A 23,390-nucleotide genomic window follows, 5' to 3' on the forward strand; every position below is an offset into this window, starting at 1 on the left:
CCTCCTCGGGCGGATTGCCCTTTCCAACAGATATGCGGCGGGAAAGGTCCGGCAAGCGGGCCAGCAGCGCAAAAAAAAGACGGGCGGAGTTGCCCCCGCCCGTCCGGTCGGCCAGCCGCAGCCGGCGATCAGGTGTTCATCGAGTCGAAGAAATCCGCGTTGGTGCGGCTGTGCTTGATCTTGTCGAGCAGGAATTCCATCGCGTCCTGGCCGCCCATCGGCATGAGGATGCGGCGCAGCACCCACATCTTGGCCAGCACGCCCTTGTCGACCAGCAGTTCCTCCTTGCGGGTGCCCGACTTGGTGATGTCGATGGCCGGGAAAGTGCGCTTGTCGGAGAGCTTGCGGTCGAGGATGATTTCCGAATTGCCGGTGCCCTTGAACTCTTCGAAGATCACTTCGTCCATGCGCGAGCCGGTATCGATCAGCGCGGTGGCGATGATGGTGAGCGAACCGCCCTCTTCGATATTGCGCGCCGCACCGAAGAAGCGTTTCGGGCGCTGCAATGCGTTGGCATCCACGCCGCCGGTCAGCACCTTGCCCGAGGAGGGCACCACGGTGTTGTAGGCACGGGCCAGGCGGGTGATCGAGTCGAGCAGGATCACCACGTCGCGCTTGTGTTCGACCAGGCGCTTGGCCTTTTCCAGCACCATTTCGGTGACCTGCACGTGGCGGCTGGCCGGCTCGTCGAAGGTGGAGGAAATCACCTCGCCCTTCACCGTGCGCTGCATGTCGGTCACTTCTTCCGGGCGTTCGTCGATCAGCAGGACGATCAGGTAGACTTCCGGGTGGTTGTGGCTGATGGCATGCGCGATGTTCTGCAGCAGCATCGTCTTGCCGGTGCGCGGTGGCGCCACGATCAGCGAACGCTGGCCCTTGCCCTGCGGCGAGATCAGGTCGATCACGCGGGCCGAGACATCCTTCTTCGGCGCGGCCGAGACCAGCTTCTCGCGCTTGCCCTCGCCGCCACGGCTCTTGATGGTCGGCGTCTTGGTCGCGGCGGCCGGCGCGGCAGCCGCCGGCTCCTCGGCGGCATCCGGCATTTCCATGCGCAGGCGCTCGGTCGGATAGAGCGGCGTCAGGTTGTCGAAATGCACCTTGTGGCGGCTCTGCTCGGGGTCTTCGTAATTGATCGTGTTGACCTTGAGCAGGGCGAAATAGCGCTCGCCGTCCTTCGGCGCGCGAATCGTGCCCTCGATGGTATCGCCGGTGCGCAGGCCGAAGCGACGGATCTGGTTGGGGCTGACATAGATGTCGTCGGGGCCCGGCAGGTAATTGGCCTGGGCGGATCGCAGGAAGCCGAAGCCGTCCTGCAGCACTTCCAGCACGCCCTCGCCGGTGATCTCGACTTCCTTCTCGGCCAGCTGCTTGAGGATCGCGAACATCATGTCCTGCTTGCGCAGGGTGGAGGCGTTCTCGATCTGCAGTTCTTCGGCGAAGGCCAGCAGTTCGGTCGGGGATTTGGTTTTCAGTTCCTGCAGATTCATCGGACGGACTCGCGGACTCGTGAGGGCGGTGTTGTTCGGGAGATTTGGGCCCAGCGTCCGGTACGGACGCAGCAGCCATAAGGGGGGAATGTCAGCCGCCGGTGCGGTTGTCAGCCTGGCCGCTGCTGCCAACCGCTATTGCCTGGAGGCGACTAGGCCCGGAGCGACGCGATCGGAAAATGCGGAAGGGATGCCGTGGCGACCCCGACCCGAAAGAAGATGGGCCGGTTGCCTAAGCGAGATAGCAACGGGCCTGGGATAAGTCAAGGGCGGGCGACCGCGTTTGCAGTCGCCCGCCCGATCATAACGATGACAAATTTGTAATCTGCCGTCTTTGTAATCTGGTGGCCGTGTCAGGCGGCGAGGTTGAGCGCCAGAAAGACCGCGCCGATCACCGCAACGCCGGCGCCGGCATAGCGGCTGAAGCGCGGCAGGCGGTCGCCGGCCGTTTTGCCCAGCTTGCGCCAGGCCACCACCACGCCGGCGGCGATGCCGTATTGCACAATGACCAGGCCGGCAAGATAGGTGCCCAGCGGCGTGGTTTCGGCGCCCACGATGCTCTCGCCGAAGGCATAGCCATGGAACAGGCCGGCCAGGGCAAGAATGGCGGCAAACAGGCCATCGTCGATCTGGCGCGGGATCACCAGCAACACCCCGAGCAGCAACACCGAGGCCGCCACCAGGATTTCGCCGCCCGGCAGGTCGATGCCGTTCAGATGCACGATGACGCCGGCCAGCGAGGCCAGCACGAAAGCCAGGGGCAGGATCAGGCCACGGGCGCGCGGCGCGGCCAGCAGGCCGGCGGCCAGGATGAAGGCCAGATGATCGAGGCCAATAATGGGATGGCCGAGGCCAGACAGCAGGCCGGTCATAAAGGTATTGGGCATCTGGCCGCCCATCGCGTGATGGGCAAGGGCCGGGGCTGCCTGGATGGAAATGAGCAGGGCCGCGATGGCGGCAGTGATACGCAACATGATGTACCTCCCGTACAGGAAAAACGGCCGGCCCTGCATTCTTCCCCTCGAAGCAGGCGGCCGCCCAATCAGGCGATGGCAGGTCTCCGGGCTTGCGGGTCATCGCTTGGCGCCGCCTTCCCAGCCGGTTGCCCGGCCAGTGGCATTGTGGCACCGCGCTCGCCGCCTACCGTAGCGGGGGCTGCTGCGGCCTGGGACGACGATATGAGATATGAATCGTCCGCACCGCATTCCCTTTTCACCACCGGCAACCGTGAATCGCCGGCGGACCATCGCGGCGAAGCTTAGGAGCCTAACCGGCCTGCGTCAAACCGCCGCTCTTGCCGAAGGCCGGCCGCAGGGGTAAGCCTTCAGGACATGAGCATTGCCGCAACCCTGCTGCCGCCCCGGCGCCGTCCCATGTGGACGCACGTCCTGGCGCGCATGGCGTTGCTCGCGGTGCTGTTCCACGCCCTGTTGCCATTGACCCTGCATGCCGCGCAGCGGGTGCAGGCCGCCAACGGCATCGAGATGACCGTGCTCTGTTCGGCGCTTGGCACCCGCACGATTGCCCTGAAAGATGGCCTGCCGATCGAAGCCGACACGGAAAAGCCCCTGAAGGCAAGCAAGACCTGCCCGGTCTGCCTGGCCGCGGCCCAGCTTGGCCAAGCCATCCTGCCCGGCACCCTGCCGCTGCTGGTTCCCGGGCTTGCCATCACCGTTCTCTACGGCGCCGCACCAGACAGCACGCTGGCCCAGGCCCGTTATCTCCCCGCCCAGGCACGCGCGCCACCGCTTTCGTAATCCTGACCGAACCGTTTTCGTCTTATTCAGGATTTACGGGAGGATTCCCATGTCGCGTCTATTCCTTTTGAGCGCTGCGGCGCTGACCCTTGTTGCTTCATTGCCCGTCATGGCTCATGTCACGGCCGATCCGGCGCTGGCCGAGCCCGACAGTTATTTCCGCACCGCCCTGCGCGTGCCCCATGGCTGCGGCAGCAGCCCGACCACGGCGATCCGCGTCGGCATTCCCGACGGCGTGGTGAGCGTGCGGCCCCAGGCCAAGCCCGGCTGGCAGGTCGCCATTGAAACCCGCAAGCTGGCCCAGCCGGTGGAGATCGGCCACGGCCAGAAAACCGATACCCTGGTCAGCACGGTGAGCTGGAGCGGCGGCAAACTGCCGAACGAGCAGTTCGACGAATTCGGTCTGGTGATGAAGCTGCCGAACCAGCCCGGCGCGCAGCTCTGGCTGCCGGTGGTGCAGACCTGCGAAACCGGCGAAACCCGCTGGGACCAGATCCCCGCCGCCGGCCAGTCGGCGCATGACCTGCCGCGCCCCGCTGCCCTGATCCGTGTCGCCGATGCCGGCAAGCCGGTGATGCTCGCGCAGCACAACCATGCCATGCCGGCGGCGCCCAAGGCAGGCGACGTCGCCATCGAGCAGCCTTTCGCCCGCGCCACGCCGGCGAAGGTGGGCGGCGTGTTCATGACGCTGAAGAATGCCGGCGGCACGGCCGACAAACTGGTGAAGGCCGCGTCCCCCGTTGCCGAGAATGTCGAACTGCACACCCATGTGAAGGACGGCGATGCCATGCGCATGCGGCCGGTGGAGAACATCCCCGTGCCGGCCCATGGCCAGACCGCGCTGGAGCCCGGCGGCTATCATGTGATGCTGATCGGCCTGAAACAGCCGCTGAAGGAAGGCACGCAGTTTCCGCTGACGCTGACCTTCGAGAAAGCCGGGACCGTCACCATCCAGATTCCGGTCATGAAGGCCGGCAGCATGGGTGATGCCGGCCAGGGCGGCCACAAGCACTAAGCGATCCATCCGCAGGCAGTCTGCCGCGCAGCTTCGGCTGCGCCACGGATGGATTCTGCCTGCCTGCCATCCATCGAAAGATCAATCCAATGCATTATAGCGATCCCGCATTCTTCGCCTTGCGTCGCAAGGCCGAAAAACTGCTGCCCAAAGTGGCGCTGGCCCTGCTGGGAACCAGTGCGGCGCTGGCGCTGCTGACCCCGTCGGCGCATAGCCAGACCGTGACCCGGCCGATCACCGTGACCGGCAAGGCGGAAACCGACTCCATCACCGTGCCCGATGCCGGGGAAGCCAGGCGCCGCATCGAGAACACGGCCGGTGGCGTTGACATCGTGCCGGCCGATGAAGTCCGCGACGGCCGTGCCAATACCGTGAAGGACGTGTTGGATTTCGTGCCCGGCGTGTTTGCCCAGCCGAAATACGGCCAAGAGGATTCGCGGCTTTCCATCCGCGGCTCGGGCCTGTCGCGCAGCTTCCACCTGCGCGGCACCCGCATCCTGCGCGACGGCGTGCCGATCACCGACGCCGATGGCGCCGGCGACACGATGGAGATCGACCCGCTCGCCGTCGACTACACCGAAATCTACAAGGGCGCCAACGCCCTGCAATACGGCGCCTCGCTGCTGGGCGGCGCGGTGAATTTCGTCAGCCCCACCGGCCGCAGCCAGCCGGGCTTCCTGCTGCGCCAGGAACTGGGCAGCTTCGACAGCCTGCGCAGCCAGTTCGGGGCCGGCGGCGCCCAGGGTAACTTCGATTACTACGTCACGCCGACCTACAGCCACAGCAGCGGCTATCGCGACCACACCGACCAGGATTACACGCGCCTGAACGGCAATGTCGGCTACCGCTTCGGCGACGGCGCGGAGACGCGCTTTTATTTAAGCGCCGCCAACATCAACCAGAAGATCCCCAACAGCGTGACCAAGAGCCAGGCGCTGGCCAGCCCGAGCTGGACCTCGCCGCAAAGCTTCTCCGGCAACACCAAGCGCAACATCGAGGCCATCCGCGCCGCCAGCAAAACCACCTTCCTCACCGACAGCGGCGAGGCCACGGTGGGATTCTTCGCCGCCAGCAAGACATTGTTCCACCCACTGTCCTCGCCGGGCTTCAGCACGGTGGTGGATAACGAGGAGGTCAATGGCGGCGGCTTCGCGCGCTGGACCGGTGACACGCAGGTCGCCGGCCATCGCAACGAGATGACGCTGGGTCTGAATTATTTCACCGGCAACAATCACGCGAAAAGCTTCACCAATGTCGGCGGCGCCCGGGGCAGCCTGACCGCCGATGCCGACCAGACATCCGATACGCTGGAAGTCTACGGCGAAAATGCCTTCTACGTGGTGCCGGATGTCGCCCTGATCGCCGGCCTGCAGGGCACCATGGCAAGGCGCGAACTGGACGACAATTTCCTGTCCAACGGCAACCAGTCTTTCGAGCGCGGCTATAACAGCGTGAATCCGAAGTTCGGCACGCGCTGGGATTTCGCGCCGCACATGCAGGCCTTCGTGAACTACAGCTGGTCGAGCGAGCCGCCGCCCTTCTCGGAACTGGGCACCACGGCCACCACCACCGCCCTGGAACAGCAGGAATCCAGAACGCTGGAGCTTGGCAGCCGCGGCCGCCACGGCGACCTGGCCTGGGACGCGGCGATCTATCGCGCCTGGCTGCATAACGAGCTGCAGACCATCCAGCCGGCTACCGGCCAGGCCGTGCAGCAGAATGTGGACAACACCATCCACCAGGGTATCGAACTGGGCGGCGACTGGGTGTTTGCCCGCAATCTGGCGGCGACCGACGACAGCACGACCTTGCGGCTGGCTTACACCTACAGCGACTTCTTCTTCGATGGTCACCCGACCTACGGCAACAACGACATTCCCGGCGCGCCCAGGCATTACCTGCGCGCCGAGTTGCGTTACGCCCACGCCAGCGGGTGGTATGCCGGACCGAACGTGGAATGGGTGCCGCAGGGCTATTACGTCGACAATGCCAACACGCTGAAGACCGATCCCTATCTGCTGCTGGGCGCGAAGGCCGGTTATGACTTCGGCAACGGGCTGAAACTGTTCCTCGACGGCCGCAACCTGCTCGACAAGACCTTCATCTCGAATGCCAGCACCACCACCAGCGCCACCGCCAGCTCCGCGCTGTTCAATCCCGGCGATGGCCGCGCGGTGTTTGTCGGCGCCGAGTACCGGTGGTAGCCGAGATCCTTGTCTCACAGCCAGCACCGGGGCGGCTTCGGCCGCCCCGGTTGTTGCCCCTGCGCGGCCTTGCGCCTGCCCTGCTGCTGCATGGCGGCATCGCCTGGATGCTCGTGACGATGGCGCCTGCACCGCAGCCGCCGGCGCCTGTTTTTGAAATCCTGCTGCAACCGGCAGCCGCCGCAGCTGAAGCCCCGGCCCCAGAAACCTCGGCCCCAGAAACCTCGGCCCCTGACACCCCAACCCCTGAAACAGCGGCATCGGATGCGACGCCGATGGAAACAGCGCCGCCCGAGCCAGCCATCGAAACGCTGCCCGATCCCGCGCCGCCGCGTCCGCGCCACCGGACCCAGCGGACCTCAGCGCCGACGCTGGCAAATACGGCTGCAAATACGGCGGCAAATACGACAGCAAACCCTGAAGCGATCTCTGCTCCGACAGCGATGCCGGTCCCTGCGGCCGCGCCGGCGACATCAGCGACACCGACCGAGTATGCGCCGCCGCCCTACGCGCCCGTATTGCTGGACTGGCTTGTCCGCCACCGCGATTATCCGCGCGCCGCGCGCCTGCGCCGCCAGGAAGGCACGCCGCGCATCGCCATCACGCTGGATACTTCCGGCCGCCTGCTGGCGTTGACGCTGACCGAGAGCAGCGGCTTTGCCCTGCTGGACGAGGCCGCCCTCGACATGGCACGCCGGGCAGCGCCCTTTCCGCCGCCGCAGTTTCCGCGCGGCACCGACCGCGCCACCTTCATCGTCCCTGTGCAGTTCACCCTGCAGCGCTAATCGTGCTGGACACTGTGACACAGCGAGGCAAATACTGTCGCTGTCATGCAGGTGATCCGACATCGTTCCGAGCGCGGCCAGTGGGAGATGGCCTTTGCATCCGCGCATCCTCGGCTGGCCGGAATGGTTGATACCTATATCGGCTACGACGAGCGCAACACCGCCTTCACCCGGCGACACGAACTGCCCGGCCTGAACGTGGTTATGATTGTCAACCTGGGCGATCCGATCACTATTGTCGACACGGCCGGCTTTGTCATTCCGGTCGGCACTAGTTGCGGCTTTGCCGCCGGCCTGAGCGATGCCTATGCCATTTCGGAAAGCGGCGGCAGCCAGCGTGGCCTGCAGGTGATGTTCACGCCGCAGGGCGCGCGGCGTTTCTTCCGCCTGCCCATGCAGGACCTGACCAACCGCGTCTTCCTGCTGCCCGACCTGCTGGGTCCAGCGGCGGCATGGCGCCTGATCGAAGACCTTCAGGCGGCCAATGACTGGGATGCCTGCTTCGCCCGACTGGATGCCGCCATCGCCGCCCGCACTGCATCGCACGAGACTGTGGATCTGGCCGGCATCCGCGCCGCCGACTGGGCCCTGCGTCAGATCGCGCGGCGCAACGGCGCCATGTCGATCGCTGCCCTGGCTGAGGAGATGGGCTGCAGCCGCAAGCATCTGGCCGCGCAATTCCGCGAGCATGTCGGCCTGGCGCCGAAAACGGTCGCCGGCTTGTTGCGCTTCCGCCATGTGCTGAGCCTGATTGATGCCGCACCGACACGCTGGACAGAACTGGCGCTGGAAGCCGGCTATTACGACCAGGCCCATTTCAACCGCGATTTCCGCCGCCTGACCGGCCGCACGCCGGGCGATTACCTCGCCGCCCGGCTGCAGGGGCAGGTTGGCCTGCCGGTGGACTGAATAATCCGGTTACATTTTTACAAGCATGCCGACGGGCGGGCGGCTAACGTGCCGGCATCCGAATATCAGGAGCCAGCCATGACCGATACCCGACCGAGTTTCTATCCCGTGCTGCAATACCGCGACGCGCCGGCCGCCATGGCCTGGCTGGAAAAGGCCTTCGGCTTCCGCACCATCGCCTGCCACAAGAACCCCGATGGCAGCATCGCCCATGCCGAGATGCGCTTTGGCAACGGCATGGTGATGCTGGGCAGCGTGCAGGATGAAGGCCCCTTCGCCTTCCGCACGCCGCGTGAGGCCGGTGTCATCACCCAGAGCAGCTATGTCGCCGCCGATGATGTCGATGCTTTGTATGACCGGGCGCGCGCCGTCGGCGCCGAAGTGGTGATGGGCATTCGCGACACCGATTACGGTTCACGCGATTTCTCGGTGCGCGACCCGGAGGGCCATCTGTGGAGCTTTGGCAGCTACCGCCCGGATTTTGGCTGATAAAATTAATTTAATTTCCCGCTTCGACCCGAAATCGCCATAGTCCCCGGGCGTGTTTCCAGGCCCGGCCACACCGGCCGGGCCTTCTCCCGTCCCCGAGGATATCATGTCGCGTCTTGCCGCTTTCTTCCGCGCCTTCTGGTTTCTGGCCCGCCCCTATTTCGCCGATCGCCGCGAACGGACGGTCGCGGTCGGCCTGCTGGCGGCGATCGTCGTGCTGAACCTGGCCAGCGTGGGCCTGAGCGTGTGGTTCAATTCCTGGTACAACGACTTCTACAACGCGCTGCAGGAGAAGGATTTCGATGCCTTCAAGACCCTGCTGCTCACCTTCAGCGCCGTTGCCGCCGCCTTCATCATCGTCGCGGTCTATCGCTACTACCTGCAACAGATGCTGCAGATCCGCTGGCGCAAGTGGCTGACCGAACACTGGCTGCGCGACTGGCTGGGCGACAAGCGCTATTACCACATGCAGATGCTGGGCCTGGATACCGACAACCCGGACCAGCGCATCGCCGAGGATCTGCGGCTGTTCCCGGCCTATTCGCTCAGCCTGACGCTCGGCCTGATGAATGCCGTGGTCACGCTGGTCTCCTTCCTCGGCATCCTGTGGAGCCTGTCGGGCGATTTCGCCATCTCGCTTGGCGGCACGGAATACCAGATTCCCGGCTACATGGTCTGGTTCGCCATCGTCTATGCCGCTGTCGGCACCGGCCTGACGCACTGGATCGGCAAGCCGCTGGTGAAACTGAATTTCGACCGCCAGCAGGTGGAGGCCGATTTCCGTTTCCATCTGGTGCGCGTGCGCGAACATGCCGAAGGCATCGCCTTCCAGCATGGCGAAGCGGTGGAACAGGCCGGGCTGGCGCGCCGCTTCATGGCAGTGTTCAACAACACCTATGCCATCATGCGCCGCACCAAGAAGCTGACCTGGTTCACCGCCGGTTACGGCCAGATCGCGGTGATCTTTCCCTTCGTGGTGGCGGCACCGCGTTATTTCAGCGGCGGCATCCAGCTTGGCGGCCTGATGCAGACGGTATCGGCTTTCGGCCAGGTGCAGGAAGCGCTCAGCTACATCATCACGGCCTATACCGACATCGCCGAATGGCAGGCCGTGATCGACCGTCTGACCGGCTTCCAGGACGGCATGGCCAAGGCGCGCGCCCTGGCGGCCGAAAAACAGATCGGCGTGGATGCGGATGGCGAGATGCTGGCGGTGGGTCCGCTGGCGCTGGCCCTGCCGGATGGCCGGCCGCTGCTGGATGTGCAGGCGCTGGATCTCGCTGCCGGCGACAGCCTGCTGGTCGGCGGCCGTTCGGGCAGCGGCAAGAGCACGCTGTTGCGCGCCGTCGCCGGGCTGTGGCTGTTCGGCCGCGGCCATGTGCGGCGCCCCGCCGATGCGGCCAGCCTGTTCCTGCCGCAGAAGCCGTATCTGCCGCTGGGCAGCCTGCGCGCGGCTTTGGCCTATCCGCGCGATCCCGCAGATTTCAGCGACGCGGATTACCGCGCCGCGCTGGCGGCGCTCGACCTTGGACATCTGGCGCCGCGCCTGGCCGAGGAAGCCTACTGGAGCCAGCAATTATCCGGCGGCGAGCAGCAGCGCGTGCAGCTGGCCCGCGCCCTGCTGCTGAAACCACGCTGGCTGTATCTGGATGAAGCGACCTCGGCGCTGGATACGGCCACCGAGGCAAAAGCCCTGGCCGCGCTGCGCGATGCCCTGCCCGACGCGGCCGTGATCAGCATCGGCCACCGCCCCGCCTTGCAGCAGTTCCACCGCCGCCACGCGATGCTGGAGAGCCAGCCACAGGGTCCGGCGCAGGGTCCGGCGCGGCTGCTGGCCGTGTGAAGCCGGGCCTCAGCCCCAGGATCTCAGCCCCAGGATCTCAGCCCCAGGGGCCGCCGCGGCGGCTGCCGCCCGAGCGCGGCACTGAGCTGGTGCCTGAACTGGTGCCTGAACTGGCGCCTGGGCTGCCGCCGCCCGAATAGGCCGGCGCGGCACGATAACCGCCGCCGCGCACATTGGCGGCCAGCTGCATCAGCGCGGCAACGCGGTTCTCGGTGCTGGGATGGGTCGAGAACAGGTTGTCCATGCCCCGGCCATGCAGCGGGTTGATGATGAACATGTGTGCCGTGGCGGGATTGTGCTCGGCCTGCTCGTTGGGAATGCGCTCGGCCGCGCCGGAGATGCGCTGCAGGGCCGAGGCTAGCCAGGTGGGGTCGCCCGAGATTTCCGCGCCCATGCGGTCGGCGGCATATTCGCGGCTGCGGCTGATCGCCATTTGCACCAGCATTGCGGCGATGGGGGCCAGGATCATGATGGCGATCGAGCCGATGATGCCCAGCGGGTTGTTGCGGTTGTCCGACGAGCCGCCGAAGAACATGGCAAAATTCGCCAGCATGCCGATGGCGCCGGCCAGCGTGGCGGTGATCGTCATGATCAGGGTGTCGCGGTTCTTCACATGGGCCAGCTCATGCGCCATCACGCCGGCGATCTCCTCGCGGCTCAGGCTGTGCAGCAGGCCGGTGGTGGCGGCCACGGCGGCGTTTTCCGGATTGCGGCCGGTGGCGAAGGCGTTGGGCTGGTCGTTGTCGATCACGTAGACGCGCGGCATCGGCAGGCCGGCGCGCTGCGACAGTTCGGCGATCATGCCGTGGAATTCCGGCGCGGTCTGGGCGTCCACCTCGCGCGCGCCATACATCGACAGCACCATTCTGTCGCTGTTCCAGTAGGCGAACAGGTTCATGGCGGCGGCCAGTCCCAGGGCGATCAGCATGCCCGCCTCGCCGCCGATCAGGAAGCCGACTGCGCCGAACAGCGCCATCAGGCCCGCCAGCAGGATAGCCGTCTTCATGTAATTCATCGTCTTCGGTCCTCTTTCCCGGGTGACTTAACAAGCCGCCCGCACCGTTATATGTATGCAGGGTCGATCCCTGCGCAAGACATCCCAGCCGTGACCAGCAACACCAGACCGACCGGACAGCCCGATCCCAGCCTCGACGGCGAGAGCGGTAAGGCCATTGTCGATACCCGGCCGATCGACCCGAAGACGGGCAAACCGCTGGCGCCGGCCAAACCGGCCGTGAAACTGACCCAGGCGCCCGGCGAGGAAAACGGCCCCCAGGGCCCGGAACCCACCCGCTACGGCGACTGGGAACGCAAGGGCATCGTCTCCGACTTCTGAAGGCGATTTAGGGTTCGATTAAGCCAAAATTGGGGCATTCCGGCAGAAGCCGGCGGCTTGCATGCCCCCCGCGCCTGCCTATACTCCGGCCCGATTTTCCCGGCTTTTGAGGAGTATGCCCGATGAGCGGCAGCAAGCATGGCAGCGTGAAGAAGGTGGTCCTGGCCTATTCCGGCGGCCTGGATACCTCGGTGATCCTGAAATGGCTGCAGGAGACCTATGGCTGCGAGGTCGTGACCTTCACCGCCGATCTGGGCCAGGGCGAGGAACTGGAACCGGCGCGCAAGAAGGCCGAGATGTTCGGCGTGAAGCAGATCTTCATCGAGGACGTGCGCGAGGAATTCGTGCGCGACTTCGTCTTCCCGATGTTCCGCGCCAATGCCATGTATGAGGGCCTCTACCTGCTGGGCACCTCGATCGCCCGGCCGCTGATCGCCAAGCGCCAGATCGAGATCGCCCGCGAGGTCGGCGCCGACGCGGTCTGCCACGGCGCCACCGGCAAGGGCAACGACCAGGTGCGTTTCGAGCTGGGCTATTACGCGCTGAAGCCCGACATCAAGGTGATCGCGCCCTGGCGCGAATGGGAGCTGAATTCCCGCACCGCCCTGATCGACTTCGCCGAGAAGCACCAGATCCCGATCGCCAAGGACAAGCGCGGCGAGGCGCCCTTCTCGGTGGATGCCAACCTGCTGCACATCTCGGCCGAGGGCAAAGTGCTGGAGGATCCGTGGGTGGAAGCCCCGGACTTCGTCTATTCCCGCACAGTCGATCCCGAGAAGGCGCCGAACGAGCCTGAATACATCGAGATCGAGTTCAAGAAAGGCGATGCCATCGCGGTGAACGGCAAGGCGCTGTCGCCGGCCGCGCTCCTCACGAAGCTGAACGAACTGGGCGGCAAGCACGGCATCGGCCGGCTGGATCTGCTGGAGAACCGCTTCGTCGGCATGAAGAGCCGCGGCATCTACGAAACCCCGGGCGGCACCATCCTGCACATGGCCCATCGCGGCATCGAGCAGGCCACGCTGGACCGCGGCGCGGCGCACCTGAAGGACGAGATCATGCCGCGCTATGCCGAGCTGATCTATAACGGCTTCTGGTTCTCGCCCGAGCGCGAGATGCTGCAGGCCCTGATCGACAAGAGCCAGGAGAATGTGGAAGGCACCGTGCGGCTGAAGCTCTACAAGGGCTCGGTCAACGTGGTCGGCCGCAAGTCGCCCAAGTCGCTCTACTCGCTCAGCCATGTCACCTTCGAGGCCGACTCGGTCTACGACCAGAAGGATGCCCAGGGCTTCATCAAGCTGAATGCCCTGCGCCTGCGCCTGCTCAACCGCCAGAAGGGCTGAGAGAAAGGCTAAGCGCCGGTTTCAGCGGTTTTCCGCAAAAAGGCGGGCTTTGCGGCCCGCCTTTTTTATTGCCCATCCCGTTTTTGTCACAGGCCGCCCCGATCTGGTCGCAACCGGCGCGGCCAGCCGCCGGCTACCCTGCCTTCACCTCTGTAGAAGACAGGAGACCGCCATGCCGACGACCACGCGCATCCACGCCGTCAGCGTCTATCGCAGCATCCCGCGTTCCACCGAGCGGTATATGGAGGAGCGGCTGTGGCAGCGCGCGCTGCAGCGCCTGGAAGGCCCGAAGCAGAAGCCCGCACCGGCGCGCAAGAAAAAGGCCCGCCAGACCAAATCCTTTGCCGCCATCCTGCGCGCCATCCGCAACGGCCTCGGCCGCCACGTCGACATGTATGTCTGACGTCGTTTCCGCCTGACGCTTGCTCACGCCGCCGCCGGCAGCCGCGCCAGCTTGTCGGGGTTGCGGATGATGAACACGTTGCGCACCGCGCCATCCACAATGTCGACCGCCATCGCCAGATAGGGTTTGTCGCCGTCGAACAGCAGCCAGCCCGGCTGGCCGTTGATGCGCACCGCCATGCCACGCAGCGTGTCGGGCTGCTTGCGGCGCACGCCGACGAAAAAGCGCACCACCTTTTCGGCGCCATGGATCACGTTCAGCGCCGCCGCCGCCTTGCCGCCGCCATCCGACCAGATCATCGCATCCTCGGCCAGCAGGCCGGCGAACATCCGCGCATCGCCCGCGCGCGTGGCGGCAGCAAAGCGTTCGGCCAGCCGTTTTGCCTCGACTGAATCGGCGGCGAAACGCGGGCGCTGGTCCTTCAGGTGTTTCTGCGCGCGGCTGACCAGCTGGCGGCAGGCGACTTCCGATTTCTGCAGCGCGGCCGCGATCTGCGGATAATCGTAATCAAAAGCCTCGCGCAGCAGCCAGGCGGCGCGTTCGGCCGGCGTGAGGCGTTCCAGCACCAGCAGCATCGCCATGGAAAGATCGTCGGCCTGCTCATGGGCGGCATCGGCGCCGGGCGTCGGATCGGGCAGGCTGACCTCCAGTTCCACCAGCGGTTCGGGCAACCAGACGCCGGGATACTGGGCGCGTTCCAGCTTGGCGGCGCGCAGGCGGTCGATGCACAGCCGCGTGCAGGCGGTGACCAGCCAGGCTTCCGGATTCTGGATCGCCCCCGCGTCGCTGCGGTGCCAGCGCAGGAAGGTGTCCTGCACGGCATCCTCGGCATCGCCGACGCTGGCCAGCATGCGATAGGCCAGGCCGAACAGCCGGCGGCGATGCTGCTCGAAGGTCGCGGTCTTGGCGTCGGTCGCCGGCGCGGTCGGCATGTCAGGCCACCTTCAGAGGGATCAGGCTGCAACTCTTGGCATAGCCCAGGGCCCGCTTCAAGACGGGATAGAAGCGCGCCAGACCCAAGGCAATGGCGAGATCGAACATGGCGCGGCGGCCGAGCTGACGCTGCAACTGCTCGGCCAGCGTTTCCAGCGCCGGATCGTTTTCCGCCGCCGCGCGGCCGAAGCGCAACGCCAAAGCCTGCAGCGGCGGCAGATCGGTGAGGCGGTTGTCGAGCGCGGCCTGCAGATGCGCCGGCGCGATGCCGTCCTTCAGCGCCAGATTGACATGGATCTGCACGCACTCGCCGCAATCGTCGACCTGCACGGCCCCCAGCGTCGCGAAATGCAGGGCCTCGGCCGGCGCGGTCACATCCTGCCGGCCCAGGCCGGCGATCACACCGAGCTTCGCCAGCAGGGCCGGTGCCACGCGACCGATCTCGCGCATGTAGTCCATGCGTACACCGAGATACTGCTCCGATGCCGCCACGCGCCGCTCGATCAACGCCGCCGGCGCTAGCCTGGCCAGCGTGGCCGTGGAGGGACGCGGCAGGACCAGCGCGATCGCCAGCACGGCCGGCAGATGGATGCCCAGCACTTCGACGGCCAGCGCGGCGGCATGGGCATGGCCGGCCACCAGCGTCTCGACCAGATGAATGCCCGCATGCAGGCCGAGGAATACCGCCGCCGGCAGCAGGCCGCCGCGCTGGCCGCGCCGGGCCGCCCAGGCGGCACCCAGGCCGGTGGCGATGAAGGCCGCGCCGATATCGCGCACAAAATGGTCGTTGAACGGGCCGGTGCCGCTCACCCCCGGCACGCCGGCATACCAGCCGCCGGGCATGATCAGCATGAACAGGCCGTTCAGCACGAGGCCGGCGGCCAGCAGGGCCGTCAAAACACGCCAGAGCGGGCCGGGCGCGGGAGTCAGGCTGGAGGCGGTCGTCATGGGGCTATCCTTTTTTCTGTGGATACCCCCGAAGACGGCCGGCCTGCGGATTTTGTGACAGGCCGCTCTTATCCAGCCGCCTTTTATTCGGCTGCCTGGCGCAAGGCCTCCTGCTTGGCGCGCTCGGTTGCCTGCCGGTTGCGCCGCTTGATCCACCACATGAAAAAGCCGGTGACGGCAAACAGCGGGATGATCACGCCCGAGACGAAGACCAGGAATTTGTAGAATCCGCCCAGGCCGGTGCCGTAATGCAGCGCGCGCTGCCAGGCAATGATCGCCTCGCCTGTCGAAAAGGTCTTCGGATCGAACACGTCGATCACCTGGGCGCGCCAGGGATCGATCAGCACGGTAATGCCCGGGGCGCCGTCTTCCGGTGTGCCGCGCACCAGACCGATGCGCAGGGCCTGGTCCGGCCGGGTCGGCAGGAAGGCATTCAGGAAGCGTGCATCGGGGACCTGCTCCTGCGCCAGGACCAGCCCCTCGGCCAGGCCAATCCGGCTGCCGCCCCGGATCGGCTCGACACGGGCCTGGAACATTGCCGCCCGCATGTCGCGTCCCGGGAACACGGCATTCACCGCCGCCGAGATCTGCTGCGGGAAAGCCAGATAGACCCCGGTGAAATTCACCAGCATGAACAGCAGCAGGCTCCAGATGCCCACCGCGCCATGCAGGTCGCGATGCAGCCGCAGGCCCTTCGCTCCCTTGCGGATGGTGAAGGCGGCCTTCCATTGTCCGTTTCGCGGCCACCAGATCACCAGCCCGGTGCAGCCCAGCACCAGCATGGCGATGCCGAGCCAGCCGACCAGCTCACGCCCCAGGCCGCCCGCGATGAACAGATGGCCGTGCAGGTCATGGAAGAAACGCACCCAGCCGGTCATGGCCTGCTGGGTTTCAATCGGCTGCGCCGTCACCGGATCGAGCAGGATTTGCAGGCTGCCGGCAAAAGGACTGACCCGTGGAATCGCCGCCTGCGCCTGGCCCGGCGCCGCCGGTTCGGCATTGCGCATCGCCGGCCGTTCATCGGCCATGCCGGGGCGCGACAGCCGCACGGCGGCGGGCTCGCCCGGTTCGGCCGGCCAGCGCACGGCGATGGGAATCCGGCCCGGCTCGCTATTGGCGGCCTGCGCGGCTTCGATCAGCTCGGCCGGACTGCGCCATTCGCCGGGCGTGGTGACCTGGGGTTCACCCTGGCCGAACAGATGCTCCAGATCATGGGCATAGACCAGTACGCTGCCGGTAACACCCATCATCACCAGCGGCAGCAACAGGATCAGTCCGGTCCATAAATGAACCTGTTCCAGCCAGTAGCGCAGGCCGCGGCGTTGCGGTTTGGATTTGCCAGCCATGGAGCGGGAGCCTCGTATCGTCTTAGCTGTCGGCCCAGCGCCGCAGCAGGTTGTGGTAGATGGCGGTGAGCTGCAGGACCTGCGGATCGGCATTGCCGTGCCGCATCACCAGCTGCTGGATCGAGGTGTCGAGCTGGAACAGCAGCGCGCGCTGGCCGTCGTCGCGCACCATGCTCTGCAGCCAGAAGAAGCTGGCGATGCGGGCGCCGCGCGTCACCTCGGTCACGCGATGCAGGCTGGTCGAGGGATACAACACCATGTCGCCGGCCGGCAGCTTCACCCGATGCTCGCCATAGGTATCCTCCACCACCAGCTCGCCGCCCTCGTATTCCTCCGGATCGGCCAGGAACAGCGTGCAGGACAGATCGGTACGGATGCGGAAGTCGCTGCCGGCCAGCGGCCGGATCGCGTTGTCGACATGGTTGCCGAAGGATTCGCCGCCGGCATAGCGGTTGAACAAGGGCGGAAAGACCTTGAGCGGCAGGGCGGCAGAGATGAAGCGCGGGCTTTTTTCCAGCGCATCGAGGATCATGTCGCCCATCTGCCGCGCGGCCGGCGATCCCTCGGGCAATTGCATGTTGCGCTTGGCGAGCGCCGACTGGTGGCCGGACGTGACATTTCCGTCCACCCATTCGGCGGCATCAATCACCTGGCGGCATTGCGCGACCTGCTGACGGGTCAGCACCCGCTCGATATGCAGCATCATGGTGTCGTCTCCACAGTATTACCGCCCGAATGCACATCGCCCCGCCCGGCGAATGCACGGGCGGGGCGCGGTTCTCCTGCGCGGATTGTCTTACGCGGTACTCAGAACTTGAAGTTCGTCGTCAGCAACGCCGTGCGGCCCGGCGCCACGGTGGCGAACTGGCCGGCATGGGTGGCGTCGTAATAGGTTTCATCCAGCAGGTTCTGCACGTTCAGCTGCACATCCACATTCTCGGTCACCTTGTAGCCAACCATGGCATCGAAGCGCCAATAGGACGGCAGCTCGTAGGTATTCGCGGTATTGGCATAACGCCGCGCCGTGTAGATGGCGCCGCCGCCGACCACCCAGTCGCGCGTCAGGTCGTACGTGGTCCACAGGCTGATGTTATGCGGCGCAATCGACGGGAATTCCTTGCCATCGTTGCTGGCATTCGGACCATCGTCGACGATCTCGCTCTTCAGGAAGGTATAGCCGCCGAACAGCTTCCACGCCCTGGTCAGGTTGCCGGCAAATCCGACTTCGAAGCCATCCACCCGCTGCTTGCCCACCGGCAGCTGCTCGGCGGTGTTGGTGACGCCGCTGACGCGGGCGTTCTCCTTCTCGGTGCGGAACACGGCGCCGGTCAGCGACAGCGTCTTGTTCAGCAGGTCCCACTTGGTGCCGAGTTCGTAGGAGCGGTTCTCCTCGGGCTTCAGGGTTTCATTATTGGCCGCGACATTGCCTTCGTCACCGCCCTCGCCGGCCGAACTGCCGACCGGATTGGTGGACGTGCCGTAGGCGACATAGATGCTGCCGTTGGGCATGGGCTTGTAGACCAGGCCGGTCTGGTAGTTCACGAAGGTGTCGTGCCGGCTGCCGTCGAATGCCCCGTTCTGGGTCGTGCCGTATGAATTGGTGCGATAATCATCCAGGCGCAGGCCCAGATTGAGATCCCATTGCGGGGCCAGCGCGATGGTGTCGATGGCGTAAATCGCCATCGTGGCAACGCGCGTGTTGGCGAACTGGCTCGAGGTCGTGATCGTGCCGGTATACGGATCCGACGAATTCGGGTTGTAGAGATCGCCCTGGGTCGACGAGGGGCTCAGCGTATAGCCGCGATTCTTGGTCTGCTCGCGGGCCAGCTCGATGCCGGTAATGGCGGCGTTCTTGAAGCCGCCAAGATCGAACTCGCTCTGCAGGTCGGTCTGGTTGACGACCGTCTCGGTATCGGCGTTGCGGCTGCGCGTCTCACGCTCGATCCGGCCGTTCGTCAGGATGTTGACCGGCGACGTTGCCGTGCCGGTATTCCAGTCCGGCTTGGTGACGATGTAATGGTTCTGCGCATAGGCATAGCGCGTGGTGTTGCGCAGCACCGTGTTGTCGGTCAGATCGTGTTCCAGCTGCGCCGTCAGGCCGTCGTAATAGGTTTCGCGGAAATCCCGGCTGGTCAGGCCGTAGAAATTGTCGCGCGAAACGCTGATCGGCTTGCCGGTGCGCGGATCGAAGGTGTGGCCGTAATCGGGCAGACCATCGGTCTGGAAATGGAAGTAGCTGAGCGTGAGGCGGGTCGGCTTGTTCAGGCCGAAGGTCACGGTCGGCGCGAAACCGAACTTGGTGATATCCACCTCGTCGCGGCCGGCCACCTCGCCATCATGCGCCATGGCGTTGATGCGGAAGGCGATGTTGTTGTCGATTACGCGATTGACGTCGGCGGTCGCCCGCTTGGTCATGTCGGTGCCCAGCGTCAGGCTGCCGGCGGTGAAATCCTCGGCCTTCGCGGTCTTGCTGACCAGGTTGAGCACGCCGCCGGTGGCGCCGCGGCCAACCATGGCGCCGCTCGGCCCCTTGGTGACCTCCACCTGCTCAAGATTGAACGTGTCGCGCGACTGCGCACCGGTATCGCGCAGTCCGTCGATATAGGTGCTGCTCATGGCGTCGAAGCCGCGGATGAACGGCCGGTCGCCGATGGCGGTGCCGCCTTCGCCCGAACCCAGGCTTATGCCCGGGGTGGTGCGCAGCACTTCGGTCAGCGATGTGGCGGCGCGCTCCTGGATCACCTCCTGCGGGATCACGGTCACCGACTTGGGTGTGTCCAGAAGCGGCGCGGTGAATTTCGGCGAGGCCGACTGCTCGACCCTGTACCCCTCGGCTGCGGCCGGCTTTTCGCCCTCGACGGCAATGGTCGGCAGCTGGGCCGGTTGGCTGGCCTGCTGGGCCTGGGCCGGCAGGGCAGCGGCGCCGAGCGCGACAGCGGAAGCGGCGCCCAGCACATGCGGCGCGACGCGGCCCAGCCGCAGGCGGCCAACAGTGGGTTGCTGAATGGTCGGAAGGCTGGAATCAGCCATGGTTCACCCCCGGAACACGAGAAAAGGATGGAAACCTGGCTGGCGGGTCCGGCGCGGCAGGCCGCAAGGCCGGACTGGGCTGGCTTGGCAATTGATATGGCCGCGGAAATCAGTCTCCGCGGACACAGCCGTGGCGGGACTTTTTTAGCCGCCCGCATCTGGCGGACAGGGACATAGCATTGCTATTGGTAATATTGCAACTGATTATCACTAGTATAATTATCAATGTGGCCCTGCCGCCACACCAGCCCTGCCGCCATCCCCTTCCATGTTCGGTCATCCGGTCCGAGTATTGTCAGGTCCAGCGCAGGACTCCGGCGGCAAGCCCGTTTAACCCGTAAACCCTTCATTTGGCCTCGTATTATGAAACGCCCTGCCCTGACCTTCTCCGCCGTCGCCCTCGCCCTGCTACTGGCCGGCGGGGCCGGGTGGTACTGGTCTGCCCGCACCGACACCCAGCCCTCTTTCCGCATCCACAGCGTGGCCCTGGGCAGCGTGGAGGACACCGTATCGGCGGTCGGCACCCTGCAGCCGCTGACCTACGTCGATGTCGGCACACAGGTTTCGGGCCAGCTGAAGGTCATATCCGTGGATTACGGCCAGCGCGTGGAGCAGGGCGCCCTGCTGGCGCAGATCGATCCCACCGTCTATGAGGCGCGTGTCGCCGCCGATCAGGCCAACCTGCTGGCCCTGAAGGCGCAGCGCGCCGACAAGCAGGTGCAGCTCGGCCTCGCCGAGCGTCAGTTCGAGCGCCAGCGCCGCCTGCTGGCCGAACGCGCCACCAGCCAGGATTCCTACGACAGCGCCGAAGCCAACCGCCGCTCGCTGCTGGCTCAGATCGCCGTGCTGGATGCGCAAATTCAACAAGGCGAATCGACGCTGCGCTCCGACCAGGCCAATCTGGGTTACACCAAGATCTACGCGCCGATGACCGGCACGGTGGTGGATATCAGCGCGCGTCAGGGCCAGACCCTGAACGCCAACCAGCAGGCCCCGATCATCCTGCGCATCGCCGATCTCGATACCATGACGGTGAAAACCCAGGTCTCGGAAGCCGATGTGCCCAAACTGACCATTGGCATGCCGGCATATTTCACCACGCTGGGCCAGCCCGACAAGAAACGCACCGGCACCTTGCGCCAGATCCTGCCGACGCCGGAAACCGTCAATAATGTGGTGTTGTATTCCGCGCTGTTCGACGTCGCCAATCCCGAGCATGACCTGCTGACCCAGATGAGCGCACAGGTCTTCTTCGTGGTGGCGAAAGCCGAGAACCTGCCCGTCGTGCCGATGGCGGCCCTGCGGCCGCTGCCCAACGACAAGGCCCGCTTCGCCCTGCGCGTGATGGAAAACGGCCAGCCGGTGCGCCGCATCGTGGAGGTCGCCGCCAGCAACCGCGTGAATGCCGCGATCAAAAGCGGCCTGAAAGCCGGCGAGGAGATCGTGCTGGATGCGCCGCCGGCCGGACAGCGCAATGCGGCGTCACGCCAAGGCGGCCCGTCCGGCCCGCCGCCGCGGCTGTAGCGGGGCATTGCGATGAATGTCATGTCCTCCACCCAGCAGGGCGACCAGCAGGCCATTCTGCAGCCGGACCGGAAAACCGGCCAAACCACTGACCAGCCGGTGATCCGCCTGCGCGACATCCGCAAGACCTTTTATCGCGGCACGCTGGCCGTCGAGGTCCTGCACGGCATCTCGCTCGACATCCATGCCGGCGAATTCATCGCCATCATGGGCGCCTCGGGCTCGGGCAAATCAACCCTGATGAATCTCATCGGCCTGCTCGACCGGCCGACCAGCGGCTCTTACACGCTGGACGGCACCGAAGTCGCGGCCCTGGATGCCGACCGGCGCGCCCTGCTGCGCCGCGAGGCTTTTGGTTTCATCTTCCAGCAATACAACCTGCTGCCGGGTGAAACCGCCGCCGGCAATGTCGAGATGCCGGCGATCTATGCCGGCCTGTCACGCGGCGAACGCGCGGCACGCGCCGCCGAACTGCTGACACGGCTTGGACTGTCCGACCGCATGGATCATCGCCCGGCGCAGCTTTCCGGCGGCCAGCAGCAGCGCGTTTCGATTGCCCGCGCCCTGATGAACGGCGGCGCCATCATCCTGGCCGACGAGCCGACCGGCGCGCTGGACAGCAAAAGCGGCGCCGAAGTGATGCAGCTTCTGCGCGACCTGAATGCCCAGGGCCACACCGTTCTGCTGATCACCCATGATCCCGAAGTGGCGGCACAGGCCAACCGCATCGTCGAGCTGAAGGACGGCAACATCGTCTCCGACCGCGGCACCGGAAGCGTCACGCCGACACAGGCCGCACCGAAACATCCCGAGCATCACGTCCGCACGGGCTTTGCCCTGTTCGACGCGCTGGAAGCCGGCCGCATGGCCCTGCAGGCTTTGCGCGGCAACCTGCTGCGCACGCTGCTCACCCTGCTGGGCATCATCATCGGCGTGGCCTCGGTGGTGGCGATGCTGGCGATCGGCGACGGCGCCAAGCAATCGGTGCTCGACCGCATCACCGCCATGGGCACCAACCTGCTGCTGATCCGGCCCGGCGCGCCGAACATCCGGCGCAGCGACGGCATCACGGCAACCCTGGTGGCCGAGGATGCCGATGCGATCAAGGCCGAGATCGGCAATGTCATCGCCGTGGTGCCGGAATATACCGGCAACGTCACCGCGCGCTACCGCGACCGCGACACCGTCACCCAGGTCAATTCCACGGTCGCCGATTTCCCCAAGGCGCGCGACTGGCCGGTGGCCGAAGGCGTGTTCTTCTCGGACGAGGATGTGCGGGCCTATGTGCCCGTGGCGGTGATCGGCCAGACCGTGGCGAACAACCTGTTCCCCGGCGGCCAGCCGGTCGGCAACTACATCCTGCTGAACAGCATTCCCTTCCAGGTCATCGGCACCATGACGTCCAAGGGTGCCACGCCATGGGGTGCCGATCAGGACGATGTGATCTACGCGCCGCTCACCACCGGCATGTTGCGGCTGTTCGGCCAGCGTTATGTGAAGACGATCACAGTCCAGGTCGAGGATGTGACGAAGATCGATGACACGCAGGAGGAAATCCGCCAGCTTCTGGTCGCGCGCCATCGCGCGGAGGATTTCCAGATCCGCAACATGGCCTCGATCATCGAAACCGCCATGGCCACCCAGAATACATTGACCATCCTGCTTGGCTCGATTGCCGCCATCGCCCTGCTGGTGGGCGGCATCGGCGTGATGAACATCATGTTGGTCAGCGTCACCGAGCGCACGCGCGAGATCGGCGTGCGCATGGCAACCGGCGCGCGCCGGCTGAACATCATGCTGCAGTTCAATTCCGAAGCCCTGGCGATCTGCACGCTCGGCGGCCTGATCGGCGTGGCCGTCGGCTTAAGCACGACCTGGCTGTTCGCGTGGTTCGGCCGGCCGGTGATCTTCTCGCCCGAACCTGTATTGCTCGCCTTCTCCTGCGCCTTCGCCACCGGCCTGCTGTTCGGCTATCTGCCGGCGCGCAAGGCCGCCGATCTCGACCCTGTGGTCGCCCTCGCTGCGGAATAACCCAACC

General features: G+C 65.7%; 20 protein-coding genes and 1 riboswitch. Of the genes, 12 read left to right on the forward strand and 8 right to left on the reverse strand.

The annotated features are described in order from the left end of the window. Positions 1-128: 128 nt before the first annotated feature. Both rho and ACE3OO_RS06855 read right to left on the reverse strand, forming a co-directional pair. A complete protein-coding gene (rho, locus tag ACE3OO_RS06850) occupies positions 129-1,487 on the reverse strand; it encodes a transcription termination factor Rho (RefSeq protein WP_374301127.1) in 1,359 nt (452 codons plus the stop codon). Between the two features lie 353 nt (positions 1,488-1,840). Then, complete coding sequence (locus tag ACE3OO_RS06855) at positions 1,841-2,461, reverse strand: HupE/UreJ family protein (RefSeq protein WP_374301129.1); 621 nt, start codon at positions 2,459-2,461, stop codon at positions 1,841-1,843. Between the two features lie 59 nt (positions 2,462-2,520). After that, positions 2,521-2,750, reverse strand: a riboswitch (cobalamin riboswitch). 110 nt (positions 2,751-2,860) lie between these two features. Between ACE3OO_RS06855 and ACE3OO_RS06860 the strand changes: the two genes are divergently transcribed. From ACE3OO_RS06860 to ACE3OO_RS06890, 7 genes are all read left to right on the forward strand, one after another. After that, positions 2,861-3,244 carry a DUF2946 family protein gene (locus ACE3OO_RS06860; RefSeq protein ID WP_374301131.1) on the forward strand — a complete coding sequence of 128 codons (384 nt, stop codon included), beginning with the start codon at positions 2,861-2,863 and terminating at the stop codon, positions 3,242-3,244. Positions 3,245-3,293: 49 nt separating this feature from the next. Beyond that, positions 3,294-4,259: a DUF1775 domain-containing protein gene (locus tag ACE3OO_RS06865; RefSeq protein WP_374301133.1), complete on the forward strand. Its 966-nt coding sequence runs from the start codon at positions 3,294-3,296 to the stop codon at positions 4,257-4,259. An 89-nt stretch (positions 4,260-4,348) separates the two neighbouring features. Next, a complete protein-coding gene (locus ACE3OO_RS06870; protein ID WP_374301135.1) occupies positions 4,349-6,463 on the forward strand; it encodes a TonB-dependent receptor family protein in 2,115 nt (704 codons plus the stop codon). A gap of 443 nt (positions 6,464-6,906) precedes the next feature. Further along, a complete protein-coding gene (locus tag ACE3OO_RS06875) occupies positions 6,907-7,248 on the forward strand; it encodes an energy transducer TonB (protein ID WP_374301138.1) in 342 nt (113 codons plus the stop codon). 87 nt (positions 7,249-7,335) lie between these two features. Next, the gene (locus tag ACE3OO_RS06880) at positions 7,336-8,157 is read left to right on the forward strand and encodes a helix-turn-helix domain-containing protein (RefSeq protein WP_374301140.1); all 822 of its coding nucleotides are present in this window, start codon (positions 7,336-7,338) and stop codon (positions 8,155-8,157) included. 78 nt (positions 8,158-8,235) lie between these two features. Then, positions 8,236-8,646 (forward strand): VOC family protein, encoded by a 411-nt coding sequence (locus ACE3OO_RS06885; RefSeq protein ID WP_374301142.1) that lies wholly within the window; start codon positions 8,236-8,238, stop codon positions 8,644-8,646. Between the two features lie 106 nt (positions 8,647-8,752). Next, positions 8,753-10,489, forward strand: coding sequence for an ABC transporter ATP-binding protein/permease (locus ACE3OO_RS06890; RefSeq protein WP_374301144.1), 1,737 nt, complete (start codon positions 8,753-8,755; stop codon positions 10,487-10,489). A gap of 37 nt (positions 10,490-10,526) precedes the next feature. Here ACE3OO_RS06890 and htpX read toward each other — a convergent pair whose 3' ends face one another. After that, positions 10,527-11,504 carry a zinc metalloprotease HtpX gene (gene htpX / locus ACE3OO_RS06895; protein ID WP_374301146.1) on the reverse strand — a complete coding sequence of 326 codons (978 nt, stop codon included), beginning with the start codon at positions 11,502-11,504 and terminating at the stop codon, positions 10,527-10,529. 90 nt (positions 11,505-11,594) lie between these two features. Here htpX and ACE3OO_RS06900 point away from each other — a divergent pair, with 90 nt between their 5' ends. From ACE3OO_RS06900 to ACE3OO_RS06910, 3 genes are all read left to right on the forward strand, one after another. Continuing rightward, positions 11,595-11,825, forward strand: a complete 231-nt coding sequence (locus ACE3OO_RS06900) for a DUF1674 domain-containing protein (RefSeq protein WP_374301148.1) — start codon at positions 11,595-11,597, stop codon at positions 11,823-11,825. Between the two features lie 122 nt (positions 11,826-11,947). Then, entirely contained in the window at positions 11,948-13,168 is a 1,221-nt protein-coding gene (locus tag ACE3OO_RS06905; protein WP_374301150.1) for an argininosuccinate synthase, read from the forward strand. A gap of 172 nt (positions 13,169-13,340) precedes the next feature. Then, positions 13,341-13,571: a hypothetical protein gene (locus ACE3OO_RS06910; protein ID WP_374301152.1), complete on the forward strand. Its 231-nt coding sequence runs from the start codon at positions 13,341-13,343 to the stop codon at positions 13,569-13,571. A 23-nt stretch (positions 13,572-13,594) separates the two neighbouring features. On the opposite strand, the gene ACE3OO_RS06915 is transcribed toward ACE3OO_RS06910, so the two are convergent. The 5 genes from ACE3OO_RS06915 to ACE3OO_RS06935 form a co-directional block, all read right to left on the reverse strand. Next, positions 13,595-14,503, reverse strand: coding sequence for an RNA polymerase sigma-70 factor (locus ACE3OO_RS06915; protein ID WP_374301154.1), 909 nt, complete (start codon positions 14,501-14,503; stop codon positions 13,595-13,597). A gap of 1 nt (position 14,504) precedes the next feature. Further along, positions 14,505-15,452 carry a hypothetical protein gene (locus ACE3OO_RS06920; protein ID WP_374301156.1) on the reverse strand — a complete coding sequence of 316 codons (948 nt, stop codon included), beginning with the start codon at positions 15,450-15,452 and terminating at the stop codon, positions 14,505-14,507. 83 nt (positions 15,453-15,535) lie between these two features. Beyond that, positions 15,536-16,798, reverse strand: coding sequence for a PepSY-associated TM helix domain-containing protein (locus ACE3OO_RS06925; protein WP_374301158.1), 1,263 nt, complete (start codon positions 16,796-16,798; stop codon positions 15,536-15,538). Between the two features lie 22 nt (positions 16,799-16,820). Beyond that, on the reverse strand, positions 16,821-17,504 hold the full coding sequence (locus ACE3OO_RS06930; RefSeq protein WP_374301159.1) for a Fe2+-dependent dioxygenase: 684 nt from the start codon (positions 17,502-17,504) through the stop codon (positions 16,821-16,823). A 101-nt stretch (positions 17,505-17,605) separates the two neighbouring features. Continuing rightward, positions 17,606-19,828: a TonB-dependent receptor gene (locus ACE3OO_RS06935; protein WP_374301161.1), complete on the reverse strand. Its 2,223-nt coding sequence runs from the start codon at positions 19,826-19,828 to the stop codon at positions 17,606-17,608. Positions 19,829-20,191: 363 nt separating this feature from the next. Between ACE3OO_RS06935 and ACE3OO_RS06940 the strand changes: the two genes are divergently transcribed. Next, positions 20,192-21,352 carry an efflux RND transporter periplasmic adaptor subunit gene (locus ACE3OO_RS06940; RefSeq protein ID WP_374301163.1) on the forward strand — a complete coding sequence of 387 codons (1,161 nt, stop codon included), beginning with the start codon at positions 20,192-20,194 and terminating at the stop codon, positions 21,350-21,352. A gap of 21 nt (positions 21,353-21,373) precedes the next feature. Next, positions 21,374-23,383 carry a MacB family efflux pump subunit gene (locus ACE3OO_RS06945; protein ID WP_374301165.1) on the forward strand — a complete coding sequence of 670 codons (2,010 nt, stop codon included), beginning with the start codon at positions 21,374-21,376 and terminating at the stop codon, positions 23,381-23,383. The last annotated feature ends 7 nt before the right edge of the window (positions 23,384-23,390 follow it).

Origin of the sequence: Ferrovibrio sp. (assembly GCF_041906005.1) — a bacterium.
Taxonomy (GTDB): Bacteria; Pseudomonadota; Alphaproteobacteria; order Ferrovibrionales; family Ferrovibrionaceae; genus Ferrovibrio.